Below are 16,522 nucleotides of genomic sequence, written 5' to 3' on the forward strand. Positions count from 1 at the left end.
CATCCTGTTGCGACCGGATCGCAACAAGGGATCTCACAACTGCTTGAGCGCGTCCCCGATCGCCCGGTGGAACGTCGGGTACGCGTAGATGAGCTGTTGCATCGTGTGCACGGGAACGGCCGCGTGCACGGCCACGGCGAGGGCGCCGAGCACCTCACCACCGGTCGGGCCCGCGCTGGTCGCCCCGACCAGCACCCCGCGCTCGTCGTCCACCACCAGTTTGATGAAGCCCTCGTTGCCGGCCTTGTGGATCCAGCCGCGGGTCGACGACGGGATCTGGCTCAGTCCGGTCTTCACGTCCAGGCCGGCGTCCCGGGCCTGCTTCTCGGTCATGCCGACCGCGCCGATCTCGGGGTCGGTGAAGGTCACCCGCGGCATCGCGTGATAGCTCGCCAGCGGCGCGCCCTCGTCGCCGAGGATGTCGTGCACCGCGACGTTCGCCTGGTACATCGCGTTGTGGGTGAACGCCCCGACACCGGTGACGTCACCGACCGCCCAGACGCGGTCGGCGGCCCGGACGTGCTCGTCCACCTCGACCCGGCGGACGCCCGGGTCGATGCCGACCTGGTCGAGCCCGAGACTCTTGACGTCCACCCGCCTGCCGGTTGCCACCAGCAACTTCTCCGCGGTCAGCGTGGTACCGTCGTCGAGCGTCACCGTGAAGGTCTCACCGTCGTGCGCGACCTGCTTGGCGGGTGTGCCGGTGTGGAAGGTGACGCCGTCGCGCTCGAGCGCCTCGCGGGCGAGCTCACTCGACTCGGGCTCCTCCATCGCGAGGATCCGGCCGGCCGCCTCCACCACGGTCACCTCGACGCCGAACCGGGCGAACACCTGGGTGAGCTCCAGCCCGATCGCCCCACCGCCGAGCACCAGGATCGAGGCCGGCAGCGTGTCCGCCTCGATCGCCTCGTGGTTCGTCCAGTACGGCGTACCGGCGAGGCCGTCGATCGGCGGTACCACCGGGACGGTACCGGTCGCGATCACGATGCCCCGGGACGCCTCGAACTCGCGGTCACCGGCCTTGACCGTGCGCGGGCCGGTGATGGTGCCGCGCTCGCGCAGGAAGGTGACGCCCTTGTTCACCAGCCGGTCGACCGCGACCTGGTCGTTCCAGTCGTCGGTGGCCTCCTCGCGGATCCGCCGGGCCACCGGCGCCCAGTCCGGCCGCACGGTCGCCGTACCGGCCATGCCGTCCACCCGACGGGTCTCGGCGATCAGGTTGGCGGCCCGGATCATCATCTTGCTCGGGACACAGCCCCAGTACGGGCACTCGCCGCCGACCAGGCGGGGGTCCAGGCCGACCACGGACAGCCCGGCCTCGGCCAGCCGTCCCGCCGTTTCCTCGCCGCCGACACCGAGCCCGATCACGACCACGTCAACCTGTTCAGCCATGCGAACAATCTCGCAGAACCACCGCATCCGGCCAAGCCCACACCCCGTACGTCATCGCGCGGTAAGGACCCGTTCACCGAGGATCACTAGCGTCTCCGGCGGGAGGGAACGGTGGATTTCTCTGGTCTGGGCGACATCAATCTCGAAACGATCATCGCCGCCGTCGCACTGATCGGAACGGCGGTCGCCTGGCTGGTCGACCGGTACGTCCTGCGGCGCAAACGGCTCGTCTACCGGGTCCAGGTGGACGCCCCGATCGGGGTCTACCCGAGTGCCGACAAGACGCAGCGGATGGTCGACGTCGAGGTGCGGCACCAGGGCGCGGTGGTGCAGAACCCGAGCATCGTGCTGCTCCGGCTGGACAACGCCGGCGGGATGGACATCGACCCGCAGGACATGCACGAGAAGGTGTCGTTCGCCTTCCCGGACCGGTCCATCGTCGGGCTGAAGGTGACCGAGGCGCACCCGCAGTCGCTCGGCGAGATGCTGCAGCGCCGGATGGTGCCGGCGAACTACGTCGACACCAGCAAGCTGGTCGTGCCGCGGATCGCGATCAACCGCGGCGACCACTTCAAGTTCCTGCTGGTGCTGTCCGGCACCGGCCGGGGCGTCAGCCACTCCGGGTACCTGGCCGGCGGCTCGACCGGCGGCGGCGTGTACCACGAACCGCGGCCGCGCGGGCCGGGTCGCCGGACGCTGATGTTCGGTGCGATGTCGCTGCTGCTGGTCGGGGCGCTGGTCGCGCTGTTCGTGGTCGACGTCCTGCAGCCGCCGGACAACTGCGCCTCCGGGCAGGTGCGGGTCATCGGGTCGACCGCGGTCGAGTCGACTATGCGCGAAGTGCGGACGGCGTACGCGGCCGAGTGCACCGACGCCGACATCACCATCGCCGCGAACGGCAGCCGCAGCGGCATCCGGACGCTCGAGGAGATGGGTGCCCAGGACGCCGGCGCGGCCGCGAACCTGATCGCGATGTCCGACGGTACGGCGGAGGACGCGCCGGACCTGTCGGGTGAGCCGGTGGCCGTGGTGGTGTTCGCGGTCGCGGTGAACCGGTCGGCGAACGTGTCCGGGCTGACCACCGCGCAACTGCGCGACATCTACGGCGGCCGGGTGACGAACTGGAAGCAGCTCGGCGGCCGGGACCTGCCGATCCGGATGGTCAGCCGGGTCGGCCCGGACTCCGGCTCGCGCCGGGTGTTCCGCGACAAGGTGCTGGCCGGCGACCAGGAGCTCGGCATCTCCTCCGACGACTGCCGGCGTGACGACCCGGTCGCCAGGCACCACCGCTGCGAGGTCGGCACCACCGAGGAGCTGCTGACCCGGGTCAACGAGATCGAGGGCGCGATCGGGTACGGCGAGCTCGGCAGCGCCCGGAAGTACCCGGAGATCACGGTCGCGTCGATCGACGGCGTCGTACCGGACGGAGCGAAGGTGGGTGACGGGACGTACAAGTTCTGGGAGGTCGAGCACGCGTACACGTACAAGACACCCGAGCCCGACTCGCTCACCGCGGCCTTCCTCGACTACCTCCGCTCGGCCCAGGCGCGGCCGGTGCTGGCGCGGGGCGGGCTCGTTCCCTGCAACGATCTGCCGGGTGGTTTCTGCGGTTAGGGTGCAGGCATGTACGTGATCGCGCACCTCAGTGACCCGCATCTCGACGGCTCGGAGGAGGCGCGTTCCCGGCTCCGGCGGATCACGGCGTACCTGCGCTCGTTCCGGCGGCCGGCCGATGTCGTCGTGGTCACCGGCGACCTGGCCGACCACGGCCTCGACGCCGAGTACGCCGAAGTGGCCGCCGAGCTCGCGCTGGACGTGCCGGTGCTGATGCTGCCGGGCAACCACGACGTGAGCGCGCCGCTGCGGGCCGGGCTGGCGGCGTACGTCGACGCCGCCGGCGAAGGTCATCCGGTCCATCAGGTCCGTGAGGTCGGCGACGCGCGGTTCGTCCTGGTCGATTCCACGGTCCCGGGCGAGGACCACGGGTTGCTGTCGAAGGACTCGCTGACCTGGCTGGACGACGTACTGCGGGAGCCGTTCGACGGGCCGGTCTTCGTTGCCTTCCACCACCCACCGATCGCGCTGCACCATCCGGTGATGGACCAGTGGATGCTCCAGGAGCTGGACGCGTTCGAAGCCGTCCTGACCGGCAAGCCGATTACGGCCCTGCTCACCGGACACGTGCACAACGCCGTCGTCACCACCTTCGCCGGCCACCCGGTGCTCGGTGCCCCCGGCATCCGTTCCACCGTTCCGCTCCCCTTCGAGCCCGCCAGTCCCGGCGGTGGCCTGGTCGACACGACGGCGTACCCCGGCTTCGCCCTGCACGTCCACTTTCCCGGCGAGCCGCTGCAGACCTTCTACCGGTTCCCGGTCTGATGACACGCCAGTTCGTGGTCCGTCCGATCGGCCACGTCGAGTCCGTACTGCGGAGTCGTGACGACGCGCCGCGACAGCCGGACGAGGGTGCGCCGAGCGCCTGGCTGGTGTTCGACGAGTCGGTCCGCGACGGGCTGCGCGACCTCGCGCCCGGCGATCGGATCATCGTCATCACCTGGTTCGACCGCGCCGACCGGGAGGTGCTCGCGGTCCATCCTCGCGACGACCGCACCCGGCCCGAGACCGGCGTCTTCAGCACCCGCTCCCCCGACCGCCCCAACCCGCTCGGCCTGCATCCGGTCACCGTCATCGAGACCGCCGGACTCCGCGTCCAGGTCGACCACCTCGAGGCTCTCGACGGCACTCCGGTCGTCGACGTCAAGCCGGTGCTCGGCGACCTCGCCGACCGCTAGTTGACCTCAACCTCTGTTGAGGTTCCAGACTGCGATGCGTGACATCGACCAAGGACGAGGTTTCCCGGGCCGGGCGGCGTGAATGGGTCGGACTGGCGGTGCTCGCGCTGCCCGCCTTGCTGGCGTCGCTCGAGCTGACCGTGACGCACCTGGCGTTGCCGTCGATCGCGGCCGACCTGCGGCCGAGCGGCTCCGAACTGTTGTGGATCGTGGACATCTACGCGTTCCTGCTGGCCGGCTCCCTCATCACCATGGGCGCGCTCGGCGACCGCATCGGCCGCCGGCGGTTGCTGCTCGGCGGTGCCGCCGTGTACGGCGTCGCCTCGGTGCTGGCGGCATACTCCGTGAATCCCGCGATGCTGATCGGCACCCGGGCGCTGATGGGGATCGCCGGGTCGACCTTGATGCCCTCGGTGGTCTCGCTGGTCGCGTCGATGTTCAAGGACGAGCGGCAACGCGGGGTCGCGATCGGCATCGTGATCGCGAGCGTGTCCGGCGGTACGGCGATCGGTCCGCTGGTCGGAGGCTGGTTGCTCGACAACTTCTGGTGGGGCTCGGTGTTCCTGGTCGGCGTACCGGTCATGGCGGCGCTCCTGGTCGCCGGTCCGCGACTTCTCCCCGAGTACCGCGCGCCCGGCAGCAGGCCGCTGGATCCGGTCAGTGCGGCGCTGTCACTGGCCGCGATCCTGCCGGTTGTCTACGGCCTGAAGCAGATCGCCGCGGACGGGTTCGCCTGGCGATTGATCGGTGCGATCGCGGCCGGCCTCATACTCGGCCTCGTGTTCCTCCGGCGGCAGCGGCGACTGGCGGACCCGATGGTCGACCTCGCGTTGTTCGCGAGCCGCGCGTTCAGTGCGTCCGCGATCGCTCTGGCGCTGGCGATCTTCGTGCTCTGGGGCGTCACCTACGCGGTCGCCCAGTTGCTCCAGCTCGCGCACGGCCTGGATCCGCTGACCGCCGGCCTGTGGACCGCTCCGTCGGCCGCCGGGACGATCGCCGGATCCCTGCTCGCGCCGCGCCTGGCCCAGCGCTTCGCCCCCGGCGGGGTGATCGCGGCCGGCCTCGTCCTGGCCGTCGCCGGGTTCGTCGTCCTCACGCAGGTCGGTCCGCTCTGGTTGCTGGTGACCGGCACGATCGTCATCTCGGCCGGGCTGGCGCCGACGATGGCGCTCGCCACCAACCTGATGATCGGCGCCGCCCCGGCCGAGCGAGCCGGCGGCGCGGCCGCGATCTCGTCGACCGCACCCCAACTCGGCGGCGCGCTGGGCATCGCGTTGCTCGGCAGCCTGATCACCGCGGTCTACCGCGACCGACTCGGTCACGACACCGAGCTGACCCGGGAGGCCCTCGGTTCAGCGGCTGCCCAGGAGGCCTTCACCACCGGCTTCCAGGTCTCGGCCGGCGTGAGCGCCGTACTGCTCCTCGTCACCGCCGCCGGCGCGGTGAGGTTCCTGCCGCGATGAGCCGCGGATGTAGAGCAGTTGGGCGACCTCGCGCCAGACCGGGGTGTCCTGTGGTGGTTCGCGGAACTGGTCGATGACCAGGCCGGCCGCCGTGAGGCTGTTGACGTAGGTGCTGAGGGTTCGGTGATAGGCGCCGACCGGCAGCGCGTTGCGGTGCGCGCCCGGGCCGTCCCAGTAGCCCTCGACGAAGTACTTCCCGACCGTACGCCGGACGCTCTGGTCCACGTGGTCGACCAACTCGCCCGTGGCCGGCGCCTTGAAGCACGGATGCGTGATCGACACGACGAACCAGCCGCCCGGCCGCAGTACCCGGGCCATCGACCGCAGCGCGTCGTCGAGATTCGGGATGTCCATCAGCGCCATGTAACAGACGACACCGTCGAACGAGTCGTCCGCGAGCCCCTCCAGGGTGTGCGCGTCACCCTGCTGGTACGTGATGGCGAGAGACGTCTCGTGTGACCGCGCCTTCTCGATCAGCTTTCCGGACAGGTCGACACCGGTGACGACCGCTCCGCGCGCCGCCAGGAAGCGGGCTTCGCGGCCTTGGCCGCAGGCGACCACGCACACGCGCTGACCGGCGACGTCGCCGATCAGTTCGGTGAACGTCGGGTCGTCGAGGGCCGCGCCGGCTCCGACCCACTCGTCGTACTCGGCCGCGACATCGTCGTACGAAGCTGTCATGTGGTGCTCACGAACGGGCGCGCCCTACGGTTCCGTCCTTCTGCCGTCAGGAGACGGCCGGCTTGCCGAACTCCCAGTGCCACGGCTCTTCGCGAGAGCCACCCTGGTCGGCCCAGGCCGGGTGCACCCACCCGAACTTGCTCGCCTGCGACTTCATCCACTGGTACTGCGCGGTGCCGAAGCGGTCCACGCCACCGCACAGGTCGACGGCCACACCCCAGCCGTGGTTCGACGTGCCAGGCAGCGCCGCCAGCGACGGCTTCCGGGAGTACAGGCTGACCTGGGACGAGTACGAGCGGTACGAGTCGGTGATGCACAGCGACCTGCCGAACTCCGCCCGGTAGGCCCGAGCCAACTGCAGGTACGCCGCGGCCGCGTCACACCTCAGCAGGTGACCGGATCCGACCGCACACAACTTGCTGGCCGGGATCATGCCGTTGCTGTAGCCACCCCAGCCGACGGTCGCGCTGCCGGTCGCGAGGAACGGCATCGGGTTCACCGGATCGCCGCCCAACCGGACCTCGAAGTGCAGGTGCGGACCCGTCGAGTTGCCTTCCGAGCCGACGGCACCGATCCGCTGCCCGGCGGTCACCTGACTGCCGTCGGCCACGTCGACCGAGCTGAGGTGTGCGTAGAGGGTTTCCAGCCCGTTGCCGTGGTCGATGCGCACCAGATTCCCCGCCCAGGCCGGGTGCTCGACCCGCACGACGCCGGAGGTCACCGCGCGGACCGCCGTACCGACGGCGGCCGGGAAGTCCTGACCGGTGTGGTACCCGGTCGACCACAGCGAGCCGGCCTGGCCGTACGACGTACCGATCTCGTAGGTGCCCTCGGCCAGCGGCCACGTCCAGGAGCCCGTAGCGACGTTGTACGACGTCGCCGTGTTGCCGCACCGGAACGCGTACGCCTCCGACGTCGCCACCGGGGCGACCTGGGCCTTCACCGGCTTGCCGAGCGTCGGCCGCAGGGCGGCGTACAGGTTGTCCGGGACCCTGGTGACGACGACCGCACCCTTGGACTCGTCCGCGGCGATCATCTCGTTGTTGTCCAGGGCGACGCCGATGTGCACCAGGCCGAGCGTCTTGCTGCCCATGACGAGCAGGTCGCCGGGCTGGACCTGGGAGGCCGGGACCGCCTGGTACTCCGGGTAGACCTTGCCGACCAGGTTCGGCAGCGTGGTGTACGGCTGCCAGGCGACCCGGGCCGCGCCGAGGCAGCCGTAGCTGCCGGGGCCGGTCGCGGCGACGCCGTACGGCTTGCCGAGCAGGCTGAACGCCTGGTTCACCGCCCGGATCGTCTCGGCCGACAGCACCTTCGCCGTCCGCGTGCCCTGGACCAGCGCGGCCGCGCCGGGCACCGGCGCGCCGGCGCGCGTCAACGGCACCAGACCGGCGGGCAGCCTGGCCGGGTTCTTGAGTACGGCGGCCGCCGGCGGCGTGATCTTGGCCGTCGTCAGCTCGGTCAGGTACGCCTGCCAGCGGGCCAGGGCCTGCTGGTTCCGCGCGACCTGCAGTTGCTTGGACAACGCCGAGGCGCCGTCGAGATCGGCGTACTGGCTCTCCATCATCAAGGTGGCGTCGGCCGCGCGCTGCTGAACCTCCTGGCTCAGCTGCTTGGCCTTGGCCGCGGCCGCGTCCGCGGCGGCGCGCTTGCTCGCGGCCTCCGCCTTCGCCCGGCCGGCCGCGTTCTCGGCCGCCATCGCGGTCTGGTACTGCGAGACCTGCGTGCTGCCCAGCTGCTGAATCGCGGTCTGCCGGTCGGCGATCTCCTGCAGGTTCTCCGCGATCGGGGCGAGCGACCAGAGCATCGACTCGGCGCCCATCACGGTCGGGATGCCGGTCTGGTACGCCTGCACGGTCAGCAGGCCGAGGCGCCGGCGCTCCTCGTCCGCCTTGCCCTTCGACGTGGTCGCCGAGGTCTCCGCCTGCTTCGCCGCGGCCTCGGCGGTCTGCGCCGCCTGCAGCGCGTTCGTGTACGCGATGGTCGCCTTGGCGAAGTCGGCCTGGACCGCGGCCGCCTCGGCCTGGAGCTGCTCGAGGGAGCGGTTCACGTCCGTCACGGACGCCGGTGGCGGCGGGGTCGGGTCGTCGGCGTACGCGGGCAGCGCGAACGCCGCCAGCAGTGTGCCGAGTGCCGCGAACCGCAGCCCCCGACGGCTCCCCACAACCATCAGGCCCCCATCGTCGATCGCCTCACGCGCGCAGAGGGTAGCGGCCACCGCGCGTCCCCAGCCTAGGCGGCGATCGGTTCCCACGAAACCCCGCTCACGGACCGTGACCGAATCGGGTCCCGGGCGGCCTGATCGTGACTGCCGGAGGGCGCGCTCGGTGACTCCGGTCACGCTCGCGGGCCGGCGCCGCACCACCGCTCCGATCCGCTGGTCCGACCCATTAAAGTTCACTTCATGGCCTCGCACTTTGACGTTGTTGTCCTCGGCGCGGGTCCGGGTGGGTATGTCGCGGCGATCCGCGCCGCCCAGCTCGGGCTCAAGACCGCCATCATCGAGAAGAAGTACTGGGGCGGTGTCTGCCTGAACGTGGGCTGTATCCCGTCCAAGGCGCTGCTGCGCAACGCCGAACTGGCGCACATCTTCCGCGCGGACGCGAAGACGTTCGGCATCAGCGGCGACGTCAGCTTCGACTTCCCGACCGCCGTCCAGCGCAGCCGCAAGGTCGCCGACGGCCGGGTCAAGGGCGTCCACTTCCTGATGAAGAAGAACAACATCACCGAGTTCGACGGCTGGGGCAGCTTCGTCGACGCGAACACCCTCGACGTCAGCCTCAACGACGGGAACTCCGAGACCGTCACCTTCGACCACTGCATCATCGCCACCGGCGCGACCACCAAGCTGCTGCCGGGCACCCAGCTGAGCGAGCGGGTGGTGACCTACGAGGAGCAGATCCTCACCGAGGAGCTGCCGGGCTCGATCGTCATCGCCGGCGCCGGCGCGATCGGCGTCGAGTTCGCCTACGTGCTGGCCAACTACGGCGTGAAGGTCACCATCGTCGAGTTCCTCGACCGGATCGTGCCGCTCGAGGACGCCGAGGTCTCCAAGGAGCTGGCCAAGGCGTACAAGAAGCTCGGCGTCGACGTCCTCACCTCCACCCGGGTGGACGCGATCGACGACTCCGGCGAGAAGGTCAAGGTCACCGTCACCGGCAACGACGGCAACCAGCAGACGCTGGAGGCCGACAAGGTGATGCAGGCGATCGGCTTCCAGCCGCGCGTCGACGGCTACGGCCTGGACAAGATCGGCGTCAAGCTGACCGAGCGCGGCGCGATCGAGGCCGACGGCTTCCTGCGCACCAGCGTGCCGAACATCTTCGCCATCGGCGACGTGAACGCGAAGCTGATGCTCGCGCACGCGGCCGAGGCCCAGGGCGTGATCGCGGCCGAGACCATCGCCGGCGTGGAGACGATGGAGCTCGATCACGTGATGATCCCGCGGGCGACGTTCTGCCAGCCGCAGGTGGCCAGCTTCGGCTACACCGAGGAGCAGGCCCGCGAGCAGGGGTACGACGTCAAGGTCGCGAAGTTCCCGTTCACCGCGAACGGCAAGGCGCACGGCCTCGGCGACCCGACCGGCTTCGTCAAGGTGATCAGCGACGCCAAGTACGGCGAGTTGCTCGGCGCCCACCTGATCGGCCCCGAGGTCACCGAGCTGCTGCCGGAGCTCACGCTCGCGCAGAAGTGGGACCTGACCACCAAGGAGCTGGCCCGCAACGTGCACGCCCACCCGACCCTCAGCGAGGCCCTCCAGGAAGCCTTCCACGGCCTCGAGGGGCACATGATCAACTTCTGAACCACCGGCGGCCGACGGCGGCAGATCCTTCGCGGATCTGCCGTCGTTCCGTTACGAGGCGTTCCGTGGGATTGCCTGACCCCTCACGTACGCTGGGGGCGTGGCCGAGAAGAGGGGTGGTCCCGACCGCACTGATCACAACATCACGCTGGACGCTGAGGACGACCGGTGGGAGTGGCGGCGGCGGATACGGGCGGATCCGAAGAAGCATCTGATCTACCGGATCGGTGTCGGTGTGGTGGGCGGGTTGCTGCTCATCGCCGCACCGTTGACCGGGTGGCTGCCCGGTCCGGGCGGTATCCCCCTGTTCATCCTGGGGCTCGCCGTACTGTCCAGCGAGTTCGAGTGGGCCCAGCGGCTGCTCTACCGGGTCAAGGACTGGGTCACGGTGTTCACCACCTGGACCGCCAAGCAGCCCGCCTGGCTGAAGGCCCTCGGCACCCTCGCCCTCTTCCTCTGCGTCCTGGTCGCGATCTGGCTCTACCTCGCCGTCCTCGGCGTCCCCGGCTGGTTCCCCGACTCCTGGGAAACCTTCCTCCACAAGCTGCCCCTACTGGACGACTGAGTAGTTGTCGAGTTCAATCAGCTCGCTCACCGTGTTCCCGAGCTGGAGCATCCGGTTGAGCAGGAACGGCTGGGACAACAGCCGGTTCCGTGCCGCGATGCCGAATCGGGTGCCAGGGGCAAGGAACTTCCCGGTGCGGCTGCCGCCGGACTGCGTCTTCGCCACCGGCTTGCGCAACCGCTCCTCGTAACGCCGGTACGCCGCTCGGTAGTCGCCGCCCGAGGTGGCGAGCTCCCCGGCCAGGACGTACGCCGCGACGACCGCCGTACTGGTGCCCATGCCGCCGACGGTGGCGCCGTAGCCGGCGTCGCCGAGGAGCACGACCCGGCCGGCGGACCAGCGATCCACATCGACCCGGCTGATCGAGTCGAAGTACACGTCTGTTGCCGTCGGCAACCCCGCGAGCAACTCCGGCACGTGCCAGCCGAGGCCCGCGAACGCGGCCACGACGATCGCCTTCTGCTGCTCGCGATCCCGGCGGTCGTACGGCAGTTCCGGCGACCTGAACACGACCATCGCGCCCGCCCGGGCCGGATCCCGCCGGTCCGCGCCGACGCTCGCCAGCCTGCCGGGCACGTTGTACATCAGCGCGTCGGTGCCGATCCCGAGCGTGTTCGGCAGGTCCCAGCAGGCGATGTAGTACCCGAGATGGCGGACGTAGTCCTTCTCCGGCCCGAACGCCAGCCGGCGCACGATCGAGTGCATCCCGTCCGCCCCGATCACCACGTCGTACGTCTCCTCGATCCCGCTCTCGAACCGCACGTCCACCCCGCCGGCGTGCTCGGTCAACCGAGCGATCGAGTCGCCGAACCGGTACGACGCCCGGTCGCGCGAGTGCTCGTACAACACCCGGGACAGATCCGACCGGAGTACCTCCAGGTCTCCCCCGGCGAACTCACCGGGCAGGTGCAGGAGTTGCCGGCCGTGCTCGTCCACGAAGCGCATCGGACTGCCGCCCGTCTGCCGGGCCTGTAGCTCCTCGAGCACCCCCATCCGGGACAGCACCTCGCGATTCACCGACCCGCGGAAGTCCACGGCGTACCCGCCCTCGCGCAGGGCCGGGGCGAGCTCGACCACCGTCACGTCGTACCCGTACCGCCCGAGCCAGCACGCCACCGCGGGACCGGCCACGCTCGCCCCCGACACCAGAACCTTCATCCCCTGACCTCCGTCGGCGTAATTGTGTCCATTAGACACAGTGATGTGTATGGTAGACACAGTTGAGGGCGATCGGAAAGGACGGCGATGACGGAGCTGCTCTGGGGCGGGCACCAACCCCGCGGCCGCGGGCCCAAGCCGGTGATCACGTTGGCGGCCGTGGCCGAGGCCGGGATCCGGATCGCCGACACCGAGGGCCTCGACGCGGTCTCGATGCAGCGGGTCGCCGACGAGCTGCCGGTGACGAAGATGGCGCTCTACCGGCACGTCCCCGGCAAGGCCGAGCTGGTCGCGGTCATGAGCGACCTGGCCATCGGTCCGCCGCCCGAGCACGACCCCATGCCGTGGCGGGCCGCGCTGAAAACCTGGGCTCTCGACCTGTACGCCGCCTTCGCCGCGCACCCGTGGCTGCTGCGGTCCACGATCGGCCGCCGGCTGCTCGGGCCGAACGAGCTCACGTGGATGGAGCACGGCCTGGCCGCCCTGACCGACTCGGGCCTGGACGGCGGCGAGCAGTTCGACTCGATCCTGCTGCTCAGCAGCCACGTCCGGAACCTGGCCCAGCAGACCCTCGACACCGGGCTGACGGAGGCCCACCTCAACCAGGCCTTCGCGGAAATTCTCGCCACCGAGGCCGACCGCTTCCCCAGCCTGGCCGCGGCGATGCGGACCGCCGGACGTCAGGACCAGGGACTGGAGTTCGGCCTCGACCGCATCCTCGACGGTCTCGAGCTGCACCTCAGCGCGGTGAGGGGCTGAGTTTGCGGGCGTTGAAACGTTGTCGGTAGGTCGTCGCGGTCAGGCCGTAGTGGGACTTGAATCGGCGGGCGAAGTAGTTCTGGTCGGGCCAGCCGACGGACTCGCCGATCCGGGCGATCGGGAGGTCGGTGTGCAGCAGCTGGTCGGCCGCGAGCTCGACCCGGTGCCGGTTCAGGTACGCGATCGGCGGCAGCCCGGTCGCGGACTTGAACAACCGGACCAGGTACCCCGGCGCGAGGTGCAGCGCGTTCGCCAGATCGGTCAGCATCCACTGCCGCGCCGGGTCCGCCTCCATCATCCGCATCGCGTCCAGTACGGCGGGATGCGTCTGCTCGCCGAGGTCGTCCTGCTCGACCACGACCCGGGCGAGACAGCTGAGGTAGAGCGACAGCCAGCCGATCACGTCGCCGCGATGCCGGCTCAGTGACTGGTTGCGCAGCTGCCGCAGCTCTTCCAGGTGCTCGAGACCTTCCTTGAACTCCGGCGGCTCGAGTCTGGACGTCAGCATCCCTCGGCGCTGGGCCGAGAACGGCCCGGTCCACAACAGGTATCCCAGCAAGGGATCCTCGCGGGTCCACGCCAGCTCACGCTGCACCAGGCCGGCCGAGAAGCAGCAGTTGTAGACCTGCAGTCCGCGGCATTCGTCGTACTGGTGCCAGACTCCGGGGCGGAGCAGGATGACGTCGCCGACCTCGAGTCGCTGGCGGCCGGCCAGGCTGTGGTGGACCCCTTCGCCACCGGTGATCAGCGCGATCTCGAAGAAGCTGTGGGTGTGCAGGGGATGCGTGTTCTCGTGCAGGTGCGGACCCGCGTGCACCAGCGTCCCTTCGACGAAGTGCAGCAGCGTTCCGGTATGGGTCACCGGCTCGTCGGCCATGCCTCACGATACGGGCCGAGGTGCGTTTTGTGCTACCACGAGTGCACATCGGGCTAGCCCCTGGCGATTGGCACCTTCAGGATCGGGGGACAGGCGAAACGTCCTCGCCGTCAATCCGGAACAGACCGAGGCCCTTCGTCACAGCAGCCAATGAATCGTTTCACACGCCGGTTGGAGTCTCATGTCGAACCTCGCCGCACCCACCCGTCTCCGCTTCGAGCACCGCACCGATTCCGGGCCCGTGCTGGGCATCGGTACCGCGACGCCCCGGCTGTCGTGGCAGATCCCGACCGCCGACGCCGGGTTCACGCAGACGGCGTACGAGGTGGGGATCCGGACCGGTACGGCGGAGCAGGTGTACACCGTCCAGTCCCCCGACCAGGTCCTCGTCCCCTGGCCGGGCGACCCGCTGACGTCGCGTCAGGCGGCCGAGGTCCGCGTCCGGGTCCGCGACACCGAGGACTGGAGCGATTGGAGTGAGCCCGCGACGGTCGAGGCCGGTCTGTTCAGCGCCTCCGACTGGACCGCGCGGTTCGTCAGCCCGCGGGACAACCGCAACGGCTCCCCCGCTCCCCTGATCGCCGGTCAGCTCGACCTTCCCGGTGACGTGGTGAAGGCCCGCCTCTACTCCACGGCCTACGGCATCTACTTCCCGGAGCTCAACGGCGAGCGCGTCGGCGACGAGGAGCTCGCCCCCGGCTGGACGGCGTACCAGGCGCGGCTGCGCTACCAGACGTACGACGTGACCGCGCTCGTCCGGTCCGGTGAGAACCGGCTCGAGTTCCTGGTCGGCAACGGCTGGTACCGCGGCCGGCTCGGCTTCCACGGCAAGAACGCCTTGTACGGCGAGCGCCTCGCCGTCCTCGCCCAGCTCGAGGTCACCACCGCCGACGGCCAGGTGCACACCTTCGGCAGCGACGACACCTGGACCGCCCGCGAGAGCGCCGTCACCGCCGACGACATCTACGACGGTCAGCGCACCGATCTCCGCCGGACGCCTGGTGAGGCCGTCGGAGTCGACGTACTCGACGCCGACCTGAGTGGGCTGGTCGCGCCGGACGGGCCGCCGGTGCGGATCACCGAGGTCGTGCCCGCGGTCGAGCTCAGTACGTCCCCGTCGGGGGGGACCCTGGTCGACTTCGGCCAGAACCTCGTCGGCCGGGTCCGGCTGAAGGTCCGCGGCGGCGCCGAGGGCGACGAGATCGTCCTGCGGCACGCCGAAGTGCTCGAGAACGGCGAGCTCGGCGTCCGCCCGCTGCGGACCGCCAAGGCGACCGACACCTACGTGCTCGCCGGGCCCGACGAGGTCACGCTCGACTCGCCGCTCACCTTCCACGGCTTCCGCTACGCCGAGGTGACCGGGGTCGACGACCTCCAACTCGCGGATCTCGAGGCCGTCGTGGTCGGCTCCGACCTGCGCCGGACCGGCTGGTTCGAGTCCTCGAGCGAACTGCTCAACCGCTTCCACGAGAACGTCGTGTGGGGCATGCGCGGCAACTTCGTCGACGTCCCCACGGACTGCCCGCAGCGCGACGAGCGGCTCGGCTGGACGGGTGACATCCAGGTCTTCTCCCCCACGGCGAGCTTCCTGTTCGACACCGCCGGGTTCCTGTCCAACTGGCTGGCCGACCTCGCGGTCGAGCAGCAGAAGGACGGCTCGGTGCCGTTCGTCGTCCCGGACATCCTCCGGCACAACGGGCCGGCCACGGCCGCCTGGGGTGACGCGGCAACGATCGTGCCGTGGGTGATCTACGAGCGCTCCGGTGACGCCGCCCTGCTCGCTCGGCAGCTGCCGAGTATGCGCGCCTGGGTGGACCGGATGGTCGAGCTGGCCGGCGACGACCTGCTGTGGTCCGGCGGGTTCCAATTCGGCGACTGGCTCGACCCGACGGCGCCGCCGGACAACCCGTTCCGCGCGAAGGCCGACCCGGACGTGCTCGCCACCGCGCACCTGGCCCGCTCGGCCGAGGTCGTCGCCAAGGCCGCGGAGGTCGTCGGTGACGCCGAGCTGGCGCGTGAGTACGGCGACCTGGCCGCCCGCGTCCGGCAGGCGTTCGCGGCCGAGTACACCACCGAGGGCGGTCGCGTATTGAGCGACGCGGCAACCAACTACGCCCTCGCCCTCCAGTGGGCGCTGCTGCCGGCCGAGAACCAGCGCAAGCGCGCCGCCGAACGCCTCGCCGACCTGGTCCGCACCGCCGGCTTCCGGATCAGCACCGGATTCGTCGGTACGCCGCTGATGGCCGACGCGCTGGCCGATTCCGGACATCCTGACCTCGCGTACCGGCTCCTGCTAGAGACAGGCTGCCCCTCCTGGCTGTACGCAGTGACCATGGGTGCCACGACGGTCTGGGAACGCTGGGACAGCATGCTGCCCGACGGCAGCATCAACCCCGGCCAGATGACGTCGTTCAACCACTACGCCCTCGGCGCGGTCGCGGACTGGATGCACCGCCGCGTCGCCGGCCTGGCCGCGGGCGACCCCAGCTACCGCACGATCGTGGTCCGACCGCTGTACACCGCGCACCTCACGAGCGCGTCGGCCAAGCACCTCACGCCGTACGGCGAAGCCGCGGTCTCGTGGAGCCGGTCCGGCGGACAGGTCCGGCTCAGCGTGACCGTGCCGGTCGGCGCGCGGGCGCAGGTCGACGTACCGGGTGCGGACGCGCCGGTCGAGGTCGGTCACGGGACGCACGAGTGGACCGCCGACGACCCGGCCGCGGAGACCCCGGCACTGCCGGCCGACCCGAGCATCCGGCAACTGATGGACCACGAAGCGAGCTGGGCCGAGATCGTTGCCGCCGCCAAGGACAACGACATCGTCGCCGACGACGCCGAGCTCGCGGCCAAGCTCGAACGACACCTCGACCGGCCGGCGAGCCGGCTGGTCGAAGCCGTCAGCCCGCGCGACTTCGGCCCCAGCGCCGAGGCCCTGCAGGCCAAGCTCGACGCACTCCTCGAGACCACCTGACCCGACCCACCGACCCCCGCCCCGCTGCAGATGCCCGGTAGAAACACCCCTTGGAGGTCATG

General features: G+C 70.3%; 13 protein-coding genes. 8 read left to right on the plus strand and 5 right to left on the minus strand.

The annotated features are described in order from the left end of the window. Positions 1-33: 33 nt before the first annotated feature. Entirely contained in the window at positions 34-1,392 is a 1,359-nt protein-coding gene (locus ACQPYZ_RS18370) for a dihydrolipoyl dehydrogenase family protein (RefSeq protein ID WP_433157177.1), read from the minus strand. Between the two features lie 111 nt (positions 1,393-1,503). Here ACQPYZ_RS18370 and ACQPYZ_RS18375 point away from each other — a divergent pair, with 111 nt between their 5' ends. Genes ACQPYZ_RS18375 through ACQPYZ_RS18390 form a run of 4 tightly spaced genes read left to right on the plus strand, consistent with a single transcriptional unit; the run spans position 1,504 to position 5,647 of the window. Beyond that, a complete protein-coding gene (locus ACQPYZ_RS18375) occupies positions 1,504-3,006 on the plus strand; it encodes a PstS family phosphate ABC transporter substrate-binding protein (RefSeq protein WP_433157180.1) in 1,503 nt (500 codons plus the stop codon). A 9-nt stretch (positions 3,007-3,015) separates the two neighbouring features. After that, positions 3,016-3,771 (plus strand): metallophosphoesterase, encoded by a 756-nt coding sequence (locus ACQPYZ_RS18380; RefSeq protein WP_433157183.1) that lies wholly within the window; start codon positions 3,016-3,018, stop codon positions 3,769-3,771. After that, on the plus strand, positions 3,771-4,184 hold the full coding sequence (gene tsaA, locus ACQPYZ_RS18385) for a tRNA (N6-threonylcarbamoyladenosine(37)-N6)-methyltransferase TrmO (RefSeq protein WP_433157186.1): 414 nt from the start codon (positions 3,771-3,773) through the stop codon (positions 4,182-4,184). Before ACQPYZ_RS18380 ends, tsaA begins: the two co-directional genes overlap by 1 nt. A 38-nt stretch (positions 4,185-4,222) precedes the next feature. Continuing rightward, a complete protein-coding gene (locus ACQPYZ_RS18390) occupies positions 4,223-5,647 on the plus strand; it encodes an MFS transporter (protein ID WP_433157189.1) in 1,425 nt (474 codons plus the stop codon). Here ACQPYZ_RS18390 and ACQPYZ_RS18395 read toward each other — a convergent pair. Together ACQPYZ_RS18395 and ACQPYZ_RS18400 are read right to left on the minus strand one after the other, a co-directional pair. After that, complete coding sequence (locus ACQPYZ_RS18395) at positions 5,537-6,328, minus strand: class I SAM-dependent methyltransferase (RefSeq protein WP_433157192.1); 792 nt, start codon at positions 6,326-6,328, stop codon at positions 5,537-5,539. The two genes, ACQPYZ_RS18390 and ACQPYZ_RS18395, sit on opposite strands and share 111 nt — an antisense overlap. Positions 6,329-6,374: 46 nt before the next feature. Continuing rightward, positions 6,375-8,546: a peptidoglycan DD-metalloendopeptidase family protein gene (locus ACQPYZ_RS18400; protein ID WP_433157194.1), complete on the minus strand. Its 2,172-nt coding sequence runs from the start codon at positions 8,544-8,546 to the stop codon at positions 6,375-6,377. Between the two features lie 186 nt (positions 8,547-8,732). Here ACQPYZ_RS18400 and lpdA point away from each other — a divergent pair, with 186 nt between their 5' ends. Continuing rightward, positions 8,733-10,130, plus strand: coding sequence for a dihydrolipoyl dehydrogenase (gene lpdA / locus ACQPYZ_RS18405; protein ID WP_433157197.1), 1,398 nt, complete (start codon positions 8,733-8,735; stop codon positions 10,128-10,130). A 100-nt stretch (positions 10,131-10,230) separates the two neighbouring features. Further along, complete coding sequence (locus ACQPYZ_RS18410) at positions 10,231-10,695, plus strand: PGPGW domain-containing protein (protein ID WP_433157199.1); 465 nt, start codon at positions 10,231-10,233, stop codon at positions 10,693-10,695. On the opposite strand, the gene ACQPYZ_RS18415 is transcribed toward ACQPYZ_RS18410, so the two are convergent. Beyond that, positions 10,681-11,853 carry an FAD-dependent monooxygenase gene (locus ACQPYZ_RS18415; protein WP_433157202.1) on the minus strand — a complete coding sequence of 391 codons (1,173 nt, stop codon included), beginning with the start codon at positions 11,851-11,853 and terminating at the stop codon, positions 10,681-10,683. The genes ACQPYZ_RS18410 and ACQPYZ_RS18415 overlap by 15 nt on opposite strands. Before the next feature lie 87 nt (positions 11,854-11,940). Here ACQPYZ_RS18415 and ACQPYZ_RS18420 point away from each other — a divergent pair, with 87 nt between their 5' ends. Beyond that, entirely contained in the window at positions 11,941-12,612 is a 672-nt protein-coding gene (locus tag ACQPYZ_RS18420) for a TetR/AcrR family transcriptional regulator (protein ID WP_433157205.1), read from the plus strand. Here ACQPYZ_RS18420 and ACQPYZ_RS18425 read toward each other — a convergent pair. Next, positions 12,593-13,489 carry an AraC family transcriptional regulator gene (locus ACQPYZ_RS18425; protein WP_433157208.1) on the minus strand — a complete coding sequence of 299 codons (897 nt, stop codon included), beginning with the start codon at positions 13,487-13,489 and terminating at the stop codon, positions 12,593-12,595. The genes ACQPYZ_RS18420 and ACQPYZ_RS18425 overlap by 20 nt on opposite strands. A gap of 181 nt (positions 13,490-13,670) precedes the next feature. Between ACQPYZ_RS18425 and ACQPYZ_RS18430 the strand changes: the two genes are divergently transcribed. After that, a complete protein-coding gene (locus tag ACQPYZ_RS18430) occupies positions 13,671-16,460 on the plus strand; it encodes a family 78 glycoside hydrolase catalytic domain (protein WP_433157211.1) in 2,790 nt (929 codons plus the stop codon). The last annotated feature ends 62 nt before the right edge of the window (positions 16,461-16,522 follow it).

The sequence above is a fragment of the Kribbella sp. CA-247076 genome (genome assembly GCF_050942445.1).
Lineage (GTDB): Bacteria > Actinomycetota > Actinomycetes > Propionibacteriales > Kribbellaceae > Kribbella.

Coding starts and splice junctions, on each gene's coding strand:
- tsaA (WP_433157186.1), top strand. CDS start 3,771: ATGACACGCCAGTTCGTGGTCCGTCCGATCGGCCACGTCGAGTCCGTA.
- ACQPYZ_RS18395 (WP_433157192.1), bottom strand. CDS start 6,328: ATGACAGCTTCGTACGACGATGTCGCGGCCGAGTACGACGAGTGGGTC.
- lpdA (WP_433157197.1), top strand. CDS start 8,733: ATGGCCTCGCACTTTGACGTTGTTGTCCTCGGCGCGGGTCCGGGTGGG.
- ACQPYZ_RS18420 (WP_433157205.1), top strand. CDS start 11,941: ATGACGGAGCTGCTCTGGGGCGGGCACCAACCCCGCGGCCGCGGGCCC.
- ACQPYZ_RS18430 (WP_433157211.1), top strand. CDS start 13,671: ATGTCGAACCTCGCCGCACCCACCCGTCTCCGCTTCGAGCACCGCACC.
- ACQPYZ_RS18370 (WP_433157177.1), bottom strand. CDS start 1,392: ATGGCTGAACAGGTTGACGTGGTCGTGATCGGGCTCGGTGTCGGCGGC.
- ACQPYZ_RS18415 (WP_433157202.1), bottom strand. CDS start 11,853: ATGAAGGTTCTGGTGTCGGGGGCGAGCGTGGCCGGTCCCGCGGTGGCG.
- ACQPYZ_RS18425 (WP_433157208.1), bottom strand. CDS start 13,489: ATGGCCGACGAGCCGGTGACCCATACCGGAACGCTGCTGCACTTCGTC.
- ACQPYZ_RS18380 (WP_433157183.1), top strand. CDS start 3,016: ATGTACGTGATCGCGCACCTCAGTGACCCGCATCTCGACGGCTCGGAG.